This window comes from Streptococcus sp. CF8_St5-11 (assembly GCF_024295625.1).
Taxonomy (GTDB): Bacteria; Bacillota; Bacilli; order Lactobacillales; family Streptococcaceae; genus Streptococcus.
In genome coordinates this window covers 52,123-70,305 of sequence record NZ_JANCOJ010000003.1, presented here as the reverse complement: position 1 = coordinate 70,305, position 18,183 = coordinate 52,123, and the positions used below count along the sequence as shown (strand labels likewise).

Annotated in this window: 20 protein-coding genes; 2 read left to right on the top strand and 18 right to left on the bottom strand. The window is 43.7% G+C overall.

Translation table 11 applies throughout. The features are described 5' to 3' along the window. The 16 genes from NMM13_RS07090 to NMM13_RS07015 form a co-directional block, all read right to left on the bottom strand. On the bottom strand, positions 1-735 hold the full coding sequence (locus NMM13_RS07090) for a response regulator transcription factor (RefSeq protein ID WP_049496893.1): 735 nt from the start codon (positions 733-735) through the stop codon (positions 1-3). Positions 736-1,832: 1,097 nt separating this feature from the next. Further along, entirely contained in the window at positions 1,833-3,458 is a 1,626-nt protein-coding gene (groL, locus tag NMM13_RS07085) for a chaperonin GroEL (RefSeq protein ID WP_003004647.1), read from the bottom strand. Between the two features lie 21 nt (positions 3,459-3,479). Next, entirely contained in the window at positions 3,480-3,761 is a 282-nt protein-coding gene (gene groES, locus NMM13_RS07080) for a co-chaperone GroES (protein WP_024055367.1), read from the bottom strand. Between the two features lie 129 nt (positions 3,762-3,890). Then, positions 3,891-4,184 (bottom strand): hypothetical protein, encoded by a 294-nt coding sequence (locus NMM13_RS07075; RefSeq protein ID WP_003004348.1) that lies wholly within the window; start codon positions 4,182-4,184, stop codon positions 3,891-3,893. Between the two features lie 101 nt (positions 4,185-4,285). After that, a complete protein-coding gene (locus tag NMM13_RS07070; protein WP_049472902.1) occupies positions 4,286-5,140 on the bottom strand; it encodes a PTS system mannose/fructose/sorbose family transporter subunit IID in 855 nt (284 codons plus the stop codon). Beyond that, positions 5,124-5,966 carry a PTS sugar transporter subunit IIC gene (locus NMM13_RS07065; RefSeq protein WP_003004789.1) on the bottom strand — a complete coding sequence of 281 codons (843 nt, stop codon included), beginning with the start codon at positions 5,964-5,966 and terminating at the stop codon, positions 5,124-5,126. Before NMM13_RS07065 ends, NMM13_RS07070 begins: the two co-directional genes overlap by 17 nt. A 56-nt stretch (positions 5,967-6,022) precedes the next feature. Then, positions 6,023-6,517: a PTS sugar transporter subunit IIB gene (locus tag NMM13_RS07060; RefSeq protein WP_000261775.1), complete on the bottom strand. Its 495-nt coding sequence runs from the start codon at positions 6,515-6,517 to the stop codon at positions 6,023-6,025. Between the two features lie 14 nt (positions 6,518-6,531). Beyond that, positions 6,532-6,969, bottom strand: a complete 438-nt coding sequence (locus tag NMM13_RS07055) for a PTS sugar transporter subunit IIA (protein WP_223345706.1) — start codon at positions 6,967-6,969, stop codon at positions 6,532-6,534. Positions 6,970-7,109: 140 nt separating this feature from the next. Further along, positions 7,110-8,408 carry an ABC transporter substrate-binding protein gene (locus NMM13_RS07050; protein WP_254728553.1) on the bottom strand — a complete coding sequence of 433 codons (1,299 nt, stop codon included), beginning with the start codon at positions 8,406-8,408 and terminating at the stop codon, positions 7,110-7,112. Further along, on the bottom strand, positions 8,405-9,088 hold the full coding sequence (locus NMM13_RS07045) for a response regulator transcription factor (protein WP_070664840.1): 684 nt from the start codon (positions 9,086-9,088) through the stop codon (positions 8,405-8,407). Before NMM13_RS07045 ends, NMM13_RS07050 begins: the two co-directional genes overlap by 4 nt. 5 nt (positions 9,089-9,093) lie before the next feature. Continuing rightward, on the bottom strand, positions 9,094-10,410 hold the full coding sequence (locus tag NMM13_RS07040; RefSeq protein WP_061455739.1) for a sensor histidine kinase: 1,317 nt from the start codon (positions 10,408-10,410) through the stop codon (positions 9,094-9,096). Continuing rightward, a complete protein-coding gene (locus NMM13_RS07035) occupies positions 10,410-11,393 on the bottom strand; it encodes a substrate-binding domain-containing protein (protein ID WP_070664755.1) in 984 nt (327 codons plus the stop codon). Before NMM13_RS07035 ends, NMM13_RS07040 begins: the two co-directional genes overlap by 1 nt. Positions 11,394-11,577: 184 nt before the next feature. After that, entirely contained in the window at positions 11,578-11,973 is a 396-nt protein-coding gene (locus NMM13_RS07030) for a single-stranded DNA-binding protein (protein ID WP_003004675.1), read from the bottom strand. A gap of 101 nt (positions 11,974-12,074) precedes the next feature. Beyond that, positions 12,075-12,701 carry a YtpR family tRNA-binding protein gene (gene ytpR / locus NMM13_RS07025; RefSeq protein WP_254728555.1) on the bottom strand — a complete coding sequence of 209 codons (627 nt, stop codon included), beginning with the start codon at positions 12,699-12,701 and terminating at the stop codon, positions 12,075-12,077. Positions 12,702-12,710: 9 nt separating this feature from the next. After that, positions 12,711-13,028, bottom strand: coding sequence for a thioredoxin family protein (locus NMM13_RS07020; protein WP_021154296.1), 318 nt, complete (start codon positions 13,026-13,028; stop codon positions 12,711-12,713). Next, positions 13,025-13,315: a DUF4651 domain-containing protein gene (locus NMM13_RS07015; protein WP_049472862.1), complete on the bottom strand. Its 291-nt coding sequence runs from the start codon at positions 13,313-13,315 to the stop codon at positions 13,025-13,027. The genes NMM13_RS07020 and NMM13_RS07015 overlap by 4 nt, the downstream gene beginning before the upstream one ends. Positions 13,316-13,457: 142 nt before the next feature. On the opposite strand from NMM13_RS07015, the gene pepA reads away from it, so the two are divergent. Next, positions 13,458-14,522, top strand: a complete 1,065-nt coding sequence (pepA, locus tag NMM13_RS07010) for a glutamyl aminopeptidase (RefSeq protein ID WP_014712788.1) — start codon at positions 13,458-13,460, stop codon at positions 14,520-14,522. A 447-nt stretch (positions 14,523-14,969) separates the two neighbouring features. Further along, complete coding sequence (locus NMM13_RS07005) at positions 14,970-16,454, top strand: DUF1846 domain-containing protein (protein WP_003009791.1); 1,485 nt, start codon at positions 14,970-14,972, stop codon at positions 16,452-16,454. A gap of 337 nt (positions 16,455-16,791) precedes the next feature. On the opposite strand, the gene folK is transcribed toward NMM13_RS07005, so the two are convergent. Then, entirely contained in the window at positions 16,792-17,601 is an 810-nt protein-coding gene (gene folK / locus NMM13_RS07000; RefSeq protein WP_070586319.1) for a 2-amino-4-hydroxy-6-hydroxymethyldihydropteridine diphosphokinase, read from the bottom strand. A 25-nt stretch (positions 17,602-17,626) separates the two neighbouring features. Beyond that, positions 17,627-18,181 (bottom strand): GTP cyclohydrolase I FolE, encoded by a 555-nt coding sequence (folE, locus tag NMM13_RS06995; protein ID WP_003019101.1) that lies wholly within the window; start codon positions 18,179-18,181, stop codon positions 17,627-17,629. Between the last annotated feature and the right edge of the window lie 2 nt (positions 18,182-18,183).

Sequence of the window (18,183 nt, the reverse complement as noted above, 5' to 3'; positions counted from 1 at the left end):
CTATTTTTTCAAAGCTTCCAGTAAGCCTCTGTACTTGGTCCGTGAGATCAAGCAATTGTCCCCATTTTCAAAAAAAGCTTTCTTGGCTTCTTTATCAATCTTCGTAATATTTTGTGGATTCACCACAAAGGAGCGGTGACACCGATACAAGCGGGGATCTGCTTTTTCGATATCGGTAATACTGGCGTAAAATTCTAATCGCTCATCCTGGGTGTGTAAAATAACCTTGTGAATGGTTGGAGACGTTTCAACATACAAAATCTTATTAAAGGGAACTTGTACACGCGCCATCGCACTCTCAAATGTAAAAGCATCTTGCGCAATCGTGGTCCCAGCTTGCTCCAAGGTATAGTCGATGGCTGAGCTGATTCTCTCTCTGAACTCTTCCTCACCCAGCGTTTTATCGATAAAATCCAAGGCGGCTACTTTGTACTGAAAGGTAATGGGCATGAATTCAGAGTGAGTGGTGACAAAGACAATGGTCGCATGGGGATCTTTCTTACGAATCTCTTTTGCGATCTCTAGACCCTTTTTCTCCTCACCTTTAATCTCGATATCTAAAAAGAATAGGTGATGAGCGCCTCTCTCTGTGATAGCATCCAGCAACTGGCTTGATTTCCCAAACACTTCTGGCGCTTTGCATTGCAAGGATTTCTGAGCGATAAGTTTCTGCAAGACCGATTCGATTCGTGATTGCTGGATCCACTCATCTTCTAACACAAAAATCTTCAACAAAGTCTTCACTCCTTCCCCTCGACGAATATGTTCTATTTTACCATAAATAATAGCTGCTGAGCCACTCTTTCAAAGTAGAATCAAAAGGCATTCTATCTTTTTCTCCCTAACAAGAAAAAACTCTCCCGGAGGAATCCGGAAGAGCTTGCGCAAGGGGAATTTGAAAAATATTTTTTAATATGAAAAAGGTCGATAAAATCTACACTATGTTCAAACTCTCATTTTACTAACAGCGATATTACGATCAAGTTTTATTGTCAATAGACATGTATGTGGGAAGTTCTCCCCTTGCAACAATGTAGACCTGTGATCTACTCTTAATAGTATACACTAGAATTATTACAAAATCAGTTAATTTGTATTGCAATTTGTTGGCAAATACTTCTCCACCAAAAAATACCGAAAACGCTTAATTACCAAGTGTTTACACAAATCCTCTTTAACTAGTATTTATCATTTCTGTTACAAAATTTAAAATAAAAATATTATTCCATGGCAAAAGGAGCCAGTAAGCATCACAACTTATAACAAGAAAAAGGGGCTGGGAAAAAAGTCCTAGCCTCTCAATTGTCTTTGGATTGTCGGGCAAGACGCAGTGGTTGAGTGGGCTCTACTACGCTGATTTCATCAGCTTTTACAGCCCTACTCAACTGTGCGGAGGTGGGACGACGAAATCGAATTCTAACGAATTACCGATTTCTGTCCCACTCTCTTTGAGCTAGTAAGATGATTAGCCATGCCGCACAATAGCGGCTGGCGTCAAATGATGAGAGGCAAAGCCTCAATCATGTACCGATTACGACAGAAAATAAAGAAGGCCGATCTTGCCTTCTTTGTTTTACATAGGTTACGACGTGAAAAGGGAGGAACGTTACTTTCCTCCCTTTGAGCTAGTAAGATGATTAGGTAGACCGCAATATAGCGGCTACCGTCCAATGATTCGGTGCTTTAGCACCAATCATTGGTATCAGGTTACGACAGAAAATAAAGAAGGCCGATAACGCCTTCTTTGTTTTCTTAGTAAGACACTACGGCAAGGCACCATAGTGCTTGCCGTAGTCTAATGAGGTGCTTCAGCACCCATTAGACTAAGTGTCTTACATCATCCCGCCCATCATGCTTGGATCCATTCCTGGTCCTGCTGGGGCTGCTGGTTCTGGTTTGTTGGCTACGACTGCTTCAGTTGTTAAAATGAGGCTAGCAACAGAAGCTGCGTTTTGAAGGGCTGAACGACTGACTTTAACAGGGTCGATGATCCCTGCATCAATCATATTCACCCATTCACCTGTTGCAGCATTGAAGCCTGTTCCGACTTCGGCATTTTTCAAGCGATCAATCACAATAGATCCTTCGTAACCGGCATTGTGGGCAATTTGGCGCACCGGTTCTTCCAAAGCACGAAGAACGATATTGCGCCCGGTCGCTTCATCTCCTTCTAATTCAAGGGCTGCGACCGCAGAGATGACATTGACAAGGGCTGTACCACCTCCGGCAACGATCCCTTCTTCAACGGCTGCGCGAGTCGCATTAAGGGCATCTTCGATACGAAGTTTCATTTCTTTCAATTCTGTTTCTGTTGCAGCACCGACCTTGATTACGGCAACACCACCAGACAATTTAGCCAAACGTTCTTGTAATTTTTCACGGTCAAACTCAGAGGTTGTGGTTTCGATTTGTGACTTGATAACAGCGACACGGTTAGCGATCGCTTCTGGGTTACCAGAACCTTCGACAATGACAGTACTGTCTTTATCGACTGAAACTTTAGCTGCTTGACCAAGTGCTTCAATGGTTGCATCTTTCAATTCCAAACCAAGATCGTCTGTAATGACTGTACCACCTGTCAAGATGGCAATGTCTTCTAACATGGCTTTGCGGCGATCTCCAAATCCTGGTGCCTTGACAGCTACGACATTAAAGGTACCGCGGATCTTGTTCAAGACAAGTGTTGGAAGAGCTTCGCCATCGACATCATCAGCGATGATCAAGAGTGGACGGTTGCTTTGAAGAATGCTTTCCAACAATGGCAAGATTTCTTGGATATTTGAAATCTTCTTGTCAGTGATCAAAATGTATGGATTTTCAAGGTCTGCTACCATTTTTTCATTATCAGTGACCATGTATTGTGAAAGGTAACCACGGTCAAACTGCATTCCTTCAACGACTTCCAGTTCTGTCTCCATTCCACGAGATTCTTCAATGGTGATAACCCCATCTTTGCCAACTTTTTCCATGGCTTCAGAGATGTACTCACCAACTTTTTCAGAACGAGAAGACACAGCAGCTACTTGAGCAATCGCTTCCTTGCTCGATACTGGGATCGCATTGTTTTTCAAAGCTTCTACTGCTGTTGCAACAGCGGTCTCAATCCCACGACGTATGCCAATTGGGTTAGCACCTGCAGTGACGTTTTTGATCCCTTCACGGACGATGGCTTGAGTCAAAACCGTTGCGGTCGTTGTACCGTCACCTGCGATATCATTGGTCTTAGAAGCCACTTCTGACACCAATTTAGCACCCATATTTTCAAAATGGTCTTCCAATTCGATTTCTTTTGCGATGGTCACCCCGTCATTTGTGATCAAGGGTGAACCAAATGATTTTTCAAGAACCACATTGCGACCTTTAGGGCCCAACGTAACTTTCACTGTATCTGCTAAGACATCGACACCACGGACCATTGCAGAACGTGCATCAGATGAAAATTTAATATCTTTTGCCATTTCTCTTACCTCTTTCTTCTCTTACTCTACAATTGCAAGAATGTTCGCTGTTCCAACGATGGTGTAGGTTTCTTCCCCATCTTTCACTTCAATTCCTGCATGGCTTTCAACCAAAACGTGATCTCCTGCTTTTACAGCTGGGGCGATGAGTTCGCCACTTAGGGTACGCACACCTTCGCCAACGGCCACTACTTCAGCTGTTTTTGTATCGGCCTTGCTCGCACCTGCGAGGACAAAACCTCCAACAGTCTGTTCTTTTTCTTCTACTTTTAAGACCACACGGTCTCCTAATGGTTTTAACATGTTCATTCCTCCATACGTGTTTTTAGCACTCTCTATACGTAAGTGCTAACTTATGTTTCTATTGTATCACTTGGTCAGAAATAGTCAAGAAAAAAACACCTCAAAAATAGATGAGATGTTTCTAAAATATCAATTTAAAATTGTCAATTTTTGATTGAAATCGTCGATCACTTTTTGAAGATTGATCCGCCCGCGGTAGATGCCATATCCAAAAACAATCATGCCTAAAATTCCAACCAAGGCTAGTAAAATCCCGAGGATCAAGAGTGGGAGGAAACTTTTGTGAAAGAGATAGATCAATACCACACCAATACTGGCAATGATAAAGAGTAAGCTGAACCAACGACCAAGGTTTTCAAGCATGTGACGTTGGTACTTGATTTCTGTTTCATATCCATTGACAAGTTCTTGTTTTGTAACCATGGGATTCCTCCTGATAAAAATTGAGAATGAAGTGCAAATAAAGGAGGTCCATTCACTTCATTCTCAAAAACTCCTACTAGCAAATTCGTTTTTTCTTTTCCTTAGTATTTAAGATGTGGGTCGAAGATACCAAGGGCAACACCGATCAAAGCCACTACAACGAGAAGTAACATGACTTTGTTTGGTGAAATTTTTTTCTTAGACATCAACCACCAGCAAAGAGTGATGAAGGCTGCTGTCAAGAGACCTGGATAAACACCATCGATCTTTTCTTGGATGTTCAAGAAGACTTTTCCTTCAGCGTTCTTGAATTGAAGGGCTGTTGTAACAGATACCCAAGTAGCTGCTACGGCACCGATAACCATACCACCGACAACGCTGATCGCTTTACGAAGAGCTTGTCCTTTTGGTCCTACAAGGAATTCAACGGCTTTATCCCCTAATTGGTAACCTTTGAAGAAGGCAAAGCGCATACCAAAGTAGACTAAGAGGTTCCATACGACGATGTAGAAGAGAGCACCAGCGACGTTACCACCTTTAGAAAGGCCAAGGGCAATCCCTAAGAGAACTGGAATCAAGGTACCAACGACCAATGAGTCACCAATACCAGCGATTGGTCCCATCAAACCGGCACGCATACCGTTGATGGTTTCGCCATCTACTGCATCTCCGTTTGCACGCGCTTCTTCCAAACCAGCTGTGATCCCTACAACAAGAGATCCAAGTTGTGGTTCAGTGTTGAAGAAGGCCGTATAGGTTTGCATAGCATCCTTTTGTTCTTCTTTTGTGTCATATATTTCTTCTACGATTGGAAGCATAGAAGTCAAGTACCCGAAGGTTTGCATATGTTCTTGAGAGAAACAAGTCAAATGACCATAATACCAATGATGGAATGCTTTTGCTAATGTTTTCTTTGAAATTTTCTTTCTATCAGCCATTTTAAATATCCTCCTCATCATCGTCTTGGTCCACCACTCCGGCTGGAGCAGCTTTCATCGATTTGATCACTTCAAGTTCATAGTAGATTACTGCAAAGATTAATGAAACAACGGCACTGGATACCAAGTTCAATCCGAGAGATTTCGCCAAGGTAAATCCAACAAAGAATGGAATGAAGTCAGTTGCTTCTGTAACAATTTGTTTCAACAAGATGGCAATACCGACACATGGGAGAAGAGCACCGACTGTAAAGAGGGCTTTCATCCAGTAACCATCCATAGGAAGGTATTGTTTCATCAAATCAACCATGTTTTCACCGTATTTGGTGATAATCATTGTTGGAAGGAAAGAGAAGAGGAAGTGAGAGATCCAAGGGTAAACCCAGTCAACTGCGTAGAGTTTTTTGAAGTTCCCTTCTTCAACGGCTTTCCAACCAATGTGTTGCCAAACCAAGTTCATAGTAGCGGTACCGTAGAAAAGAACTGTACCGATTGTCCCAACGGCTGCACCGATTGGAGCTGCAGCTGCGGCGATTCCTGCTTCATCTGTGATGTTGTTGGCATGCACAAACAAGATAGCAAGAGGAACACCGATGTAAGAGATGGCACGCACATCGGCAGATACGGTACCACCAGGTGTTACTAAGGCGATATAAACGACTTGAAGGGCAACCCCGACCATAATACCAGTTGTCACATCTCCAAGAATTAAACCTGAAATCAACCCACCGATCAAAGGACGACCGAGTGTATAGTTCCCGATACTGGAACCTCCCATACCAGGCATTGAAGACAAGCTGGCGAAAATACCAAGCAAGATTGCTTGAATCCATGAAATTGTCATAACAAACGCTCCTTTTGTTTGTAAATTTATTTACCTAACAGATAGGACTGTTAGTTTTAAAAACCAAATTTTGATTTGAAATCATCCCAATACCCAATGGAAACATCTGGCAACAATTGGAATTTCACCTTGTAGCCTGCTGCTTGAATGGCTTGGAAGGCTTCTGCTTCTTCCTGAGTGATGGATTGGTTATTTCCCAATTTTACAGCTCCAGGACGATCATTTGCAGGGCCAACAATGATTTCTTTGACATCACCTGGGACAAACCCTTGGTCGACCAAAATTTCCTTCATATCGATTGGATTTTTGGTGATCAAGAAGTAACGACTATCTGATTCTGTTACTTTTGCTGATTTTTCTTTAAAGGCTTCCTTTGTCCATACAAAGGTTTTCTTGTCTGATGCGCCTTTGTAAGCTTGAATCAAAACCTTGTTTGATGCTGCTGCATCGTTTACGGCAATCAAACCATCACATGGTTTTTCCTTTGCCCAGCGTGTGACTGTCTGACCGTGAATCATGCGGTCATCAATCCGTACAAATGTTACTACCATAAGGTACCTCCCTATTAAATATCGTCATCATCTTCTTCAGCACCAGTGGCTGAAACTTCAAAAGGCTGTAGTGCAGATCGTGCTTCTGATAAGATGGTGGCTGACAAATCGTCTCCATCCAACACATCCTTCATCACAACTGCCGTCAAGGCCATGGTAAGGTTCATCCCACCAAGGATCAAGGCTCCATCGAGCTTTCCAGCTTCTTCTAGAACCGTGGCTGCAGTGGTTAATGGACTACCACCTACGATATCTGCCAAGACCAAAACAGAATCATCAGCTGTCAATCCCGAAATGCTCTCTCTGAAATCAACTGCGAAGTCATCGACCGATTTTCCTTCTTTGAGTCCAACTGCGATGACCTGATCCAGCTTGTCACCAGCAAACATGGCTAGTGATGTTTTTAGACCTTCTGCCAGTCCACCATGACTGACCAAAATGAGGTATTTCATTTTGCTACGCCTCCTTTATTTGACTCTATTGTAGACTATTTGAAAGCGTTTTTACATTGTCAAATGTCACATTCCTAATATGACATTTAGCAATAAAAAAATGACATCTGTCACTTGACAAAATGCCATCTTATTTTACTCTAAACTCCTACCTGTAGACTACTTTCAATCTCCCTCTGAATTTGAGGCAAGCGGTTCTCGACATCCTGATCGCGCAAGGCATTGCCAATCAAGTAGTCCAGCTTTTCTAACACCTCTTTTGAGACATTTTTCGGACTACTTTCAACAGCTTGTTCCATGATGCGGTTCAAGGTCTGATTGGTCAAGGAATCTGTTCCAAAATCATCCACCTGCAGAAGGTTTTTACTAGAGCGACTCTTGACTACCTGTGGCATGACAGAGATCCCTTGGGATTGAGCAAAGAGGGTTTGTTGAATGTCTGGATCCTCTGTCAAAACTTGCATCAGCTCCCAAGCCAACTTGGAATGAGAACTTCGAGCCGACATAGCAAAAGAAGTCGTCGTGACTAAGGTTGCCTTGGTCGTTTTTGACTTAGCAGGCATCGGGATACAGGTCCAGGTGAAGTTTGAATATTTTGAAACGTGGTAGGGATAAGGTTTATAGGTCCGATATTGGGCCAAGGTCATGGGATAGAAGGCGACTTTTCCCTGGTCAAAATCTTTAGAACTCACCTTGTAATTTTTATTTAAATCTTCCAATTTTTGAAGAAAAGTCAAAGACTCTTTGACTTTTGGAGCTGTCAGCTTGAGCATGCCTCCTTGGAAGAGATGACCTCCATTTGCCGCCAAGGCTTCTTTCCAGGTGTATTCTGTGCTCCCAAATTGGTCCAATTGCCCATCTCCATTGGTATCTTTGGTTAGTTTCTTGCAAATCGTATAGAACTCTTCAAGGGTCCAACCTTCTTTAGGAACCGCGATGCCTTCTTTATCCAAGAGATCTTTATTGACACACATCAAAATCGGATTACTTTCATAAGGTAAGGCATAGGTTTGCCCCTGATAGACACCTGATTCAAAGGCAACGGGGTAAAAGGCAGCTTGATCTTTTCGATCCATATAGCCGTTTAACTTTTCTAATACGCCACGCGCCGCTAATAAGGAAAGATCTTGCTCAGAGACCATAAACACATCTGGTGTCTTTCCTGAGACAATCTTTTCAGAGAGCCAGTCTGAATAATCTGACTGCGGGATCCCATTTTCATACTCCACACGAACGTGGGGATGAGACTTTTCAAATTTTTCAATCGCACGATCCAAGGCATGGGAACGTTGACTGGTCGGCACATCCCAACTAGAACCTGCATACACGCCAATATGAAGCACGGTCGGTTGCTGTTTCCACCAATAGAAACCCGCACTCGCACAGAGCGCAACAAGGAGACCGATCCCCCAACAAAGATGCTTTCGCTTCAATTTCATTCTGTATTTCCTTTAGAAAAATCACGTCTCGTCACTCCTGTTTGGACTGACCAGATCGCTAATTGCGTTCGATCTCGTAGGTTTAATTTCGCCAAAATCGTTGATAAGTAATTGCGCACGGTTCCTTCTGACAAGAAGAGTTTGGCCGCAATTTCTTTATTGGACTCCCCATAGCCGACTTCTTGGATAATGCGCCATTCCGTCGTGCTCAAATCCTTGACATTGTCCTCATCTACAGCAATAGAGAAGTTGGTTTTGGCCATTTGTGAGAAAATTTGAAAGACTTTACTAGCGATATTCGGGTTGATCATGGCTCCGCCTTGATGCACCACCTTAATCGCTTCATAGAGTTCCTCTGTCGAGGCTCCCTTTAAAAGATAACCTGAAGCACCATACTTGAGCGCACTATAGATAAATTCATCATCGTCAAAAGTTGTCAAAATAATAATTTTGATATCCGGATAGTGCTCTTTGACTTCTTTTGTCGCCAAAACCCCATCCATGCCTGGCATCCGAATATCCATTAAGATCAGGTCAGGATGTGTCTGTGGAATGCTAGACAAGACGTGATTCCCATCTTCCACTGTGGCCACCACTTCGATATCGGGGTGGGCTGACAAAATAATTTTCAGAGATTCTCGAATCAAGGCCTGGTCATCTGCCACCATTACTTTTATCACCATCTCTATCTCCCTTCTTTATATTTCGGTAAACTGACGCGCGTGAAAAATCCATCGCGGCTTTCAAATTGAAGCTGTCCTCCCAGGATGGAAATACGCTCCATCATCTGTTTGAGTCCATAGCCATAGGTCAAGGTTTCAAACCCAACCCCATTGTCCTGCAACTCGATCAGGTAATCTTCTTCATCCTCAAAAAAATGAAGGCTCATCTGACTGGCATGACCGTGGCGAACCGCATTGGTCATAGACTCTTGGATCACACGAAAGATCGTATCTTCAATCATGACGTCCATATCGACATCGACCCATTCATAATGTAAATCAACCTGCAAGTTGGAAAGTGTCTGGTACTCGCGGATCATCTTTTCCAAAGCATCTTTGAGGGTTCGTCCCTCAAGGGCACCTGGACGGAGGCGGTTGAGAGAGCCCCTCACATCCTGGATCCCTTCCCGGACAACTTCTGATACGCTTTTTACCTGCTCTTTTGCCCGATTGGGATCGATATCAATCAAGACTCCGACAGCATCTAAACCTGCCGAGATCCCTGTTAGCGCGTGTCCCAAGGTATCGTGAATCTCCCGAGCAATCCGCTTGCGCTCCCGATCTTCTGCAATCTTCTCAGACAAGGCCATATAGTTGTTCAACTCTGTATTCACCTTCGAAACCATGGCCAACTCTTCTTCCACTTCGTGGTTTTCCGCAAGAACATTCATAATATAGAACAAAAGCGAAATAATGAAGAGCACCATATTCAAAGCATAGAGGGAATTCTTTAAGAAAAAGGCCAGAATCCGGATGGAGGCAGGGTAAAAATGAATATAGACATCCAGAGAAGGAATCGGAAAGAAAAGCGAAAAGACGTCTGAATTGGTCACAAGAAGCATCAAGAAACTCACTAGGATAAACGCAAACCAATACTTGCGGTCTCGCTTGGTATTCAACTCTTTGGAACCATAGAAGATATCCGCAAAAACCAAGAGAATCAGCCCGTTATAAGCTACATTTTGGACCCACATCAAGAGCAACATCAGGAGGATCTCCAGAATGTTCCACTTATCAAAAATGGACCATCGACTCGTTTGAGACCGGTAACGACTCATGGAGATCAAGGCAATTCCAGCAAATAAGAGCGCAGACAACCAAAAAGTTGTAGAGGGCGCAAAAGGAATACGCTCTAAGCGTTCTACTAATAGAGAAGCTTGCCGTTGGGCAATGATATAATTGGTTGCTTGAAGATAGATGATACTGTTGAGCATCACAGCGATAAAATTCACGACCATCAGAATGGCCAAACTGTATCTCACACCTCTAAATTTTCTCATTACTGCCACCCATTCACATCAAAGTGATCGATGTTTTCCTTTGTCATCATCTGAACCGGAATGGTTATTTCTTTTTTGTAGCTCTTCCCATCAGCCATATCTTGGATGACCTCCATCACGCGGTCTCCCATCTTCAAAGGAGACTGGGCAACGGTTCCTACGACATCATCTGTCGAGTGTAGCAAGGCTTTCATATCTGGTGAGCCATCAATCCCATAGATCGCAATGGGATGGGTGATCCCTTGCTCCTTGATCGCTGCTAAAGCTCCTATAGCTGAACGGTCATTCAAGGAGACTAGAGTATCGACATTCCCCCCTGACTGCAAGAACTTACGGACAGCTGGCATAGCGATCTCCGTCTGACCCTTGGTTTCTAGTTCCGAGATAATCTCATATGACCCATGTCCTTTGATAGTATCCTTAAATCCCTGAATCCGCGTATCTGCCGAAACAGTCCCCTTGTGCTCCAAGAGAAGGATCCGAGCATTTGAAGAGCGTTTCATCAGCTCTTTCGCAATCAAGACTCCTGCTTGGTAGTTGTCGGAGACAATGCTGGCATCCGGCTTAAAATGCTTGAGCTGGGTATCAACTGCAATGATCTTAATTCCTTGTTTTCTAGCTTTTTTAAGAGCCCTTAAAATGGGCTGACTATCCCCTTTGACCGGATTAATCACAATCACATTTACTTTTTGGGCGCAAAAATCATCGATCTGCTGGCTCTGCCTTTTTTCATCCAATTCCGGATCTCGAACAGATACAAGAGCCCCTCTCTCATCAGCAATTCGACTAATTTCCGAATGAATACTTTTATAGAACTCATTGTTCATGGTCATATAGGTGACACCGATCTTGGTCTGATCCTTGATGCTACTGGTTTGACAAACGGCATAGATCCACAAGAGGATGCAGGCCACCGGAATCACCAGTAAAACCCGTTTTATCAACCATTTCAACCGTTCATTTCTATCTTCTTTTCCTTTCAAACTCCGTTCCTTTTCTGAAAATTTTGAATATATATTACTTTATTTTACTACTTTTTCAAGAAAAGTGCTGGCTTTTATTGTACAGATGCATATTTTGGATTTATTTTTAAATGAGTCGTTCCCGAATGAAATCCCTAGCAAATATCAAAAAAGCTGGTCTATAAACGAACCAGCTTTTTTGATCCTAAAAGGGAAGATCTTCCTCTTCTAAGATGATATCGGCTAAATCTCCCGTTCCACCATTTTCACGCATCGCTCGCTGAGCGCGGCTCTCTAGCAACTGAAAACTTTGGCAGAGGACCTCTGTCACATACTGCATGACCCCATTTTTCTCGTAGCGGCGCGTCCGAATCTCTCCATCCAAAGAGATCAGGCTCCCTTTACTGGCATAACTAGCCATGGTTTCAGCCAATTTCCCCCAGACAACGACATTGACAAAATCAGTCTCGCGCTCCCCGTTTTGGTCCTTGTAGCGACGATTGACCGCAACGGTCACTCGGGCAACGGATTTGTCTGTGCTGGTTTTATGCAATTCTGGGGCCGCTACTAGGCGACCGATTAAAATAACTTTATTATACATCATTTACCTCCTATCTATTTATTCGAAAAAATTTCAAAAAATGGAGGTGACAAACCAAAATCAAAAAAATCTAGGATCCAAAACATCCTAGATTCTTCTCTTTATTCGTGCCAGTGACGAGCAGGATCAAAAGGTGTCCCTGCTACTTCTGCGTCATCCAATTCAATAATGCCTCGTTTTTGAGGAGCATTTGGCAAGTGCAATTCGCGAGGACTGCACATCATGCCATAGCTTTTTTCTCCACGAAGAGCTCCTGGGAAAATCAAGCTGCCATCCGGCATCATGGCACCTGGAAGAGCAACAATGGTCTTGAGACCCACCCGCGCATTTGGAGCCCCTGCTACGATCTGAACTGTCTTATCTGCTCCAACTGCTACTTGGCAGATATTCAAGTGGTCACTATCTGGATGGGCCACCATTTCAAGGATTTCACCTACCACAAATTTTGGTTCCCGATCATTGACCAAGCGTTCTGAAAAACCTTCTCTTTCCAATTCTTGATTCAAACGAGCCACTTGCTCATCTGTCAAAAAGACTTGGCCCTTGCCTTCGATGGCGAAGAAAGATGAGGCATCAAAAATATTCCAGGCAACCGTTTCTTGGTTGTCCTCACGGTAAACGCGAGCCACTTTTCCTTTTCTCTCCACCGCGAGCTTTGCTTCTCCACTATTTTTCAAGGTCAGCATCAAGACATCGCCGACTTGTTCTTTGTTGTATGTTACAATCATGTTTTTCTCCTATTTTAATCCTGCTAAGAACGCTGTAATCTGCGCTTTGGTTTTCCGATCCCGATTGACAAACCGACCGATTTCCTTATCCTTTTCCAGAACCACCAAACTTGGGATCCCATAAACATCCCAGACTTTCGCCAGATCCATATAGGCATCGCGGTCAATCAAGATAAAGGTAAATTCGGGATTTTCAGCCTCAATCTCCGGCAAAAAAGGTTTGAGGTAACGGCAATCCCCACACCAATCTGCTGAAAAGACAAACACTTTCTTGCCATCTTGCTCTACGTATGAAGCAATTTCTTCTAGAGAATTTGGTGTAATCATAATTTTTCCTCTTCGTAATGCAAGAGACCATCCTCATAGACAAAGCGGTAATGGCGCTCATCTTCAAAAATGACACCACCTACTAAGCGCTCTTCACTAGACTCGTAGAGTTCCACATACAGGGTCGCAATCCTTCCCATGGCTTCCATTTGCTCCCGTACTTCTGCTACCAATTCTTCTTGGGTACGAAGACGCTTTTGATCTTTGGCAATTTTATAAACACCGGCCGCAAGGGCTCCTGCACTTGCTACAGCCAGACTAGACAAAATAATTTTTTTAGCTTTCATAGTGCCTATTGTAACACAAAATAAGCAGAGGGACAACGGTCTAGGCTAGATCTCTCCCTCCGCTTTTAGAGACTGATTTCCATAATAACGCTACCATCCTTGTAGAAAAAGTGATAAAATAACATCAGAAAGAAGGTAACCTATGACTGATTTATTTTCTAAAATCAAAGAAGTAACTGAAATCCCTGCTATCTCAGGTCATGAAGCCCCTGTACGGGATTATTTGCGCCAACAATTGACCCCTCATGTGGACGAAATCGTGACAGATGGTCTCGGTGGGATCTTTGGGGTCAAACACTCAACAGCAGCCGATGCTCCTCGTATCTTAGTAGCTGCCCACATGGATGAAGTTGGGTTCATGATCAGCGAAATCAAAGCTGATGGGACTTTCCGTGTTGTCCCAATCGGAGGTTGGAATCCGATGGTCGTCAGCAGCCAACGCTTCAAACTCTTTACACGTGACGGACGTGAATACCCTGCTATTTCAGGATCTGTTCCTCCTCATTTGACACGTGGAACAGGTGGACCAACCGTACCTGCCATTAGCGACATCGTCTTTGATGCAGGCTTTAGCTCTAAAGCCGAAGCTGAAAGCTATGGGGTCCGTCCTGGAGATACCTTGGTCCCAGATAGCTCTGCGATTCTTACTGCTAATGGTAAAAACGTCATCTCAAAAGCATGGGATAACCGCTACGGTGTCTTGATGGTCAGCGAATTGGCCAAGAGCCTTTCTGGACAAGCCTTAAACAACGAACTCTATGTAGGGGCCAACGTTCAAGAAGAAGTGGGACTTCGTGGAGCCCACACCTCAACCACTAAATTTGATCCTGAAATCTTCCTTGCTGTAGACTGTTCGCCAGCAGCTGATGTCTTTGGAGACCAAGGTGCGATTGGGGAAGGAACACTGCTTCGTTTCTATGATCCAGGTCACATCATGCTGCCAAATATGAAGGATTTCTTGCTCACTACGGCTGAAGAAGCGGGCATCAAATTCCAATACTATTGTGCCAAAGGTGGTACCGATGCAGGTGCAGCACACTTGAAGAATGGTGGAGTCCCATCAACAACCATTGGGGTCTGTGCACGTTACATCCACTCTCACCAAACCCTCTATGCCATGGATGATTTCTTGCAAGCGCAAGCCTTCTTACAAGCATTGGTTAAGAAATTGGATCGCTCTACAGTTGATTTGATCAAACACTATTAAACAACATCGATCTGAAAGCCCCGTAAGGGTCTTTCAGATCGAGGATAAAATCCACTTAAAAACTTTCCTTAGGTGAGTACGGACGTCTGCGAACTTCTCCGAAGTTCCAAGACTAATTATTGAGCCTGAGGTCTCAATAATTCCGAGTGCCTGAAACTGAGTCGTTTCAGGCACTTTTCTCACAGCGGAAAGTTTAAGTGCACCCTGCTATGACCTTAATAGACTACCTCATTTTATTTGTTTAGCATCACTTAGGTCATTTTATGTAAAAAATATGCCTGAACAATCAAATTCTATGATGTCTAATCTCCCCTTAGGAAAGTATCTTAGAATATTTTATCTTCCATCTGTTTTCTGATATAATATGAAAGAATGAAATGGTAGGGAACGGAACACTCATCCTTGGATTTGTGTGACAGACCCTTCCCTTATATACAGGAGTTTTACATGAAAAAACAAGCTTTTAGTTCTGAAAAGTATTTGAACTTGCAACGTGACCACATTATTGAGCGGATCAATCAATTCGATGGCAAGCTCTACCTTGAATTTGGTGGTAAGATGTTAGAAGACTTCCACGCTGCTCGTGTCCTCCCTGGATACGAACCAGACAATAAGATCAAGCTGCTCCAAGAATTGCGCGACCAGGTGGAAATTGTCATTGCCATCAATGCCAACAACATTGAGCACTCAAAAGCCCGTGGGGATCTAGGAATTTCTTATGACCAAGAAGTGCTACGCTTGATCGACAAATTCAATGAATTGGGGATCTTTGTAGGCTCTGTCGTCATCACCCAATATGCTGGACAAGCTGCAGCAGATGCCTTTCGCAAACAACTAGACAAGAGCGGGATCGCCTCTTATCTCCACTATCCGATCAAGGGCTATCCGACCGATATGGACCACATCATCTCTCCTGAAGGGATGGGGAAAAATGACTACATCAAAACTAGCCGCAATTTGGTCGTTGTGACAGCTCCTGGACCTGGTTCTGGTAAGCTGGCAACGTGTATGTCCAATATGTACCATGACCAATTAAATGGGATCAAATCAGGTTATGCCAAGTTTGAAACCTTCCCAGTATGGAATCTTCCTTTGCACCACCCAGTTAACTTGGCTTATGAAGCAGCGACTGCAGATCTAGACGATGTCAATATGATCGATCCCTTCCACCTCCAAACCTATGGAGAAACAACGGTCAACTACAACCGCGATATCGAAATCTTCCCTGTCTTGAAGCGCATGTTGGAACGCATCTTAGGAACCTCCCCTTACGCTTCTCCAACAGACATGGGCGTCAACATGGTTGGCTTTGCCATTGTGGACAATGACGCTGCGATTGAAGCTTCCCAACAAGAAATCATCCGTCGCTATTACCAAACCATCTTGGATGTCAAAGCTGAACGTGTCGGTGAAGGAGCCGTCAAGAAGATTGAGCTCTTGATGAATGATTTGGGCATTACTCCAAATGATCGGAAAGTGACCGTGCTTGCCCGCCAAAAAGAAGAAGAAACAGGTGAGCCAGCCTTGGCCCTTGAATTGCCAAACGGCGAGATGGTAACCGGAAAAACCTCTGATCTCTTTGGTCCAACGGCAGCCCTCTTGATCAATGCGATCAAGAAATTGGCGCATATTGATAAAGAAACCAAATTAATCGAGCCAGAATACGTCCAACCTATCCAAGGCTTGAAGATCAATCATTTGGGTAGCCGTAACCCTCGTCTTCACTCGAACGAGATCCTCATTGCCCTTGCCATTACAGCCATGAGCAACGAAGATGCTAAGCTTGCTATGCAAGAATTAGGCAAGTTGAAAGGCAGCGAAGCCCATTCAACCGTGATGCTGACAGACGAAGACAAGAACGTCCTTCGCAAGCTCGGTATCAACGTCACCATGGATCCTGTCTACCAATACGATCGCTTATATCGTAAATAAACTCAGACAAACAAAAACAATCCCTGCTCTAGGAATTGTTCAGATTGAAGACAAAGTCTTCTTAAAAAACTTTCCTTAGGTGAGTACGGACGTCAGCGAACTTCTATGAAGTTCCATGACTAATTATTGAGCCTAAGGTCTCAATAATTCCGAGTGCCTGAAACTGAGTCGTTTCAGGCACTTTTCTCACGGCGGAAAGTTTCAGAATATGATTGAATAACTATAACGAGTATAATTTTTAAAGAATTGATTAAATTTTATTAAAGATTCGTTTCTCTACGCTCTCAACAATCCCTCGAACAGGGATTGTTTTTTATTATGATGCAAAGAAGAGAGACTATTTGACAGCCTCCCATAATTGGCGAATGGGCTTTCTTTGAACAGGGTCCACAAAATGAGGAGCAATTTCATTCAAAGACTCTAGGACAAAGGCACGTTCTGCCACATAAGGATGTGGCAAGATCAAGCTCTGACTGTAACAAATGGTGTCCTCCATATAGAGCAGATCTAGATCGATCACACGTGGCCCCCACTTAACCTCACGAACACGTCCCATTTCCTGCTCAATGGTCAGTAAGGTCTCTAGTAAATCCTCTGGGGTCATCCAGGTTTCAACTTCTGCCACTTGATTCAAAAAGGTGTCCTGCTCCACTCCTCCCCAAGGTTCTGTTTCAATCCTTGTGGATGTCTGAAGAAGGCGAATGCCTCGATCCTTGATTTTTTCTAGCGCCGTCTCTAGTTGCAGTTGTTTATCTCCCATATTGGTGCCAAGCCCAATAAAGGCCCGTTTTTTCTCTCGTTCGATTGTCACCGAACAAGTCTCTAATGGCAAGGGAACAGGAGCCCAAGGTTTTTTCAACTCCAGACGAACTTTTTCTACAAAGGAATAGCTTTCGAAAATCTTTTGTACCAACTGAAATGCCACTGTTTCAATCAGATCGATCTTTTCTGCCTGCATCCACTCGGTCAACTGTTCCGCCAAGATCCCGTAATGGATCGAAGCTTCCAAATCACCTGTGCGGGCAGCACGGGTCATCTCATAATCTACCCATAGGTCTAGGACAAAACGTTGTCCTAATTCTTTTTCTGCTGGAAAAACACCGTGATAGGCGTATACCTCTAAGTCCTTGATCCGTAATTGATCCACTCTGTTCACCTCTTATAGCCAGCCATTAGTGGCCCATGAGTTTATAGGCTTCATTTTTTAAGTCTTTATCTGTCGCAAGCAGTCCACGCGCAGCAGTTGTTACTGTAGCGGTCCCAGGTTTACGGACACCACGCATGTTCATACACATATGCTCTGCTTCTACCCAGACAAGTGCTCCTTGTGCTCCAAGATATTCCATCAAGGCATCTGCGATTTCTACCGTCAAACGTTCCTGAATCTGTGGTTTTTTAGCGTATACTTCGACCGTACGAGCCAGTTTTGAAAGCCCAGCCACACGGCCATTTGGAATGTAGGCAATGTGCACTTTTCCATAAAATGGTAAAAAGTGATGCTCACACATGGAATGGAAGAAGATATCCTTCTCGACCACCATATTGTTATCAATGATTTCAAATGATTTAGACAGGTGCTCTTCTGCTGTCTGCCCCAGTCCTGCAAAGATTTCTTGGTACATCTTGGCAATGCGGGTAGGTGTTTCCTGAAGTCCCTCACGGTTCTCATCTTCACCGACTGCCTCGATGATCATTTTCACTGCTTCTTCAATTTTCTTTGTATCCATAT

What these genes read in the sequence shown, in the direction of transcription:
- groL (WP_003004647.1), bottom strand. Translation starts at nt 3,458, where the DNA reads ATGGCAAAAGATATTAAATTTTCATCTGATGCACGTTCTGCAATGGTC.
- groES (WP_024055367.1), bottom strand. Translation starts at nt 3,761, where the DNA reads ATGTTAAAACCATTAGGAGACCGTGTGGTCTTAAAAGTAGAAGAAAAA.
- NMM13_RS07075 (WP_003004348.1), bottom strand. Translation starts at nt 4,184, where the DNA reads ATGGTTACAAAACAAGAACTTGTCAATGGATATGAAACAGAAATCAAG.
- NMM13_RS07070 (WP_049472902.1), bottom strand. Translation starts at nt 5,140, where the DNA reads ATGAGGAGGATATTTAAAATGGCTGATAGAAAGAAAATTTCAAAGAAA.
- NMM13_RS07065 (WP_003004789.1), bottom strand. Translation starts at nt 5,966, where the DNA reads ATGACAATTTCATGGATTCAAGCAATCTTGCTTGGTATTTTCGCCAGC.
- NMM13_RS07060 (WP_000261775.1), bottom strand. Translation starts at nt 6,517, where the DNA reads ATGGTAGTAACATTTGTACGGATTGATGACCGCATGATTCACGGTCAG.
- NMM13_RS07055 (WP_223345706.1), bottom strand. Translation starts at nt 6,969, where the DNA reads ATGAAATACCTCATTTTGGTCAGTCATGGTGGACTGGCAGAAGGTCTA.
- NMM13_RS07050 (WP_254728553.1), bottom strand. Translation starts at nt 8,408, where the DNA reads ATGAAATTGAAGCGAAAGCATCTTTGTTGGGGGATCGGTCTCCTTGTT.
- NMM13_RS07040 (WP_061455739.1), bottom strand. Translation starts at nt 10,410, where the DNA reads ATGAGAAAATTTAGAGGTGTGAGATACAGTTTGGCCATTCTGATGGTC.
- NMM13_RS07030 (WP_003004675.1), bottom strand. Translation starts at nt 11,973, where the DNA reads ATGTATAATAAAGTTATTTTAATCGGTCGCCTAGTAGCGGCCCCAGAA.
- ytpR (WP_254728555.1), bottom strand. Translation starts at nt 12,701, where the DNA reads ATGATTGTAACATACAACAAAGAACAAGTCGGCGATGTCTTGATGCTG.
- NMM13_RS07020 (WP_021154296.1), bottom strand. Translation starts at nt 13,028, where the DNA reads ATGATTACACCAAATTCTCTAGAAGAAATTGCTTCATACGTAGAGCAA.
- NMM13_RS07015 (WP_049472862.1), bottom strand. Translation starts at nt 13,315, where the DNA reads ATGAAAGCTAAAAAAATTATTTTGTCTAGTCTGGCTGTAGCAAGTGCA.
- pepA (WP_014712788.1), top strand. Translation starts at nt 13,458, where the DNA reads ATGACTGATTTATTTTCTAAAATCAAAGAAGTAACTGAAATCCCTGCT.
- NMM13_RS07005 (WP_003009791.1), top strand. Translation starts at nt 14,970, where the DNA reads ATGAAAAAACAAGCTTTTAGTTCTGAAAAGTATTTGAACTTGCAACGT.
- folE (WP_003019101.1), bottom strand. Translation starts at nt 18,181, where the DNA reads ATGGATACAAAGAAAATTGAAGAAGCAGTGAAAATGATCATCGAGGCA.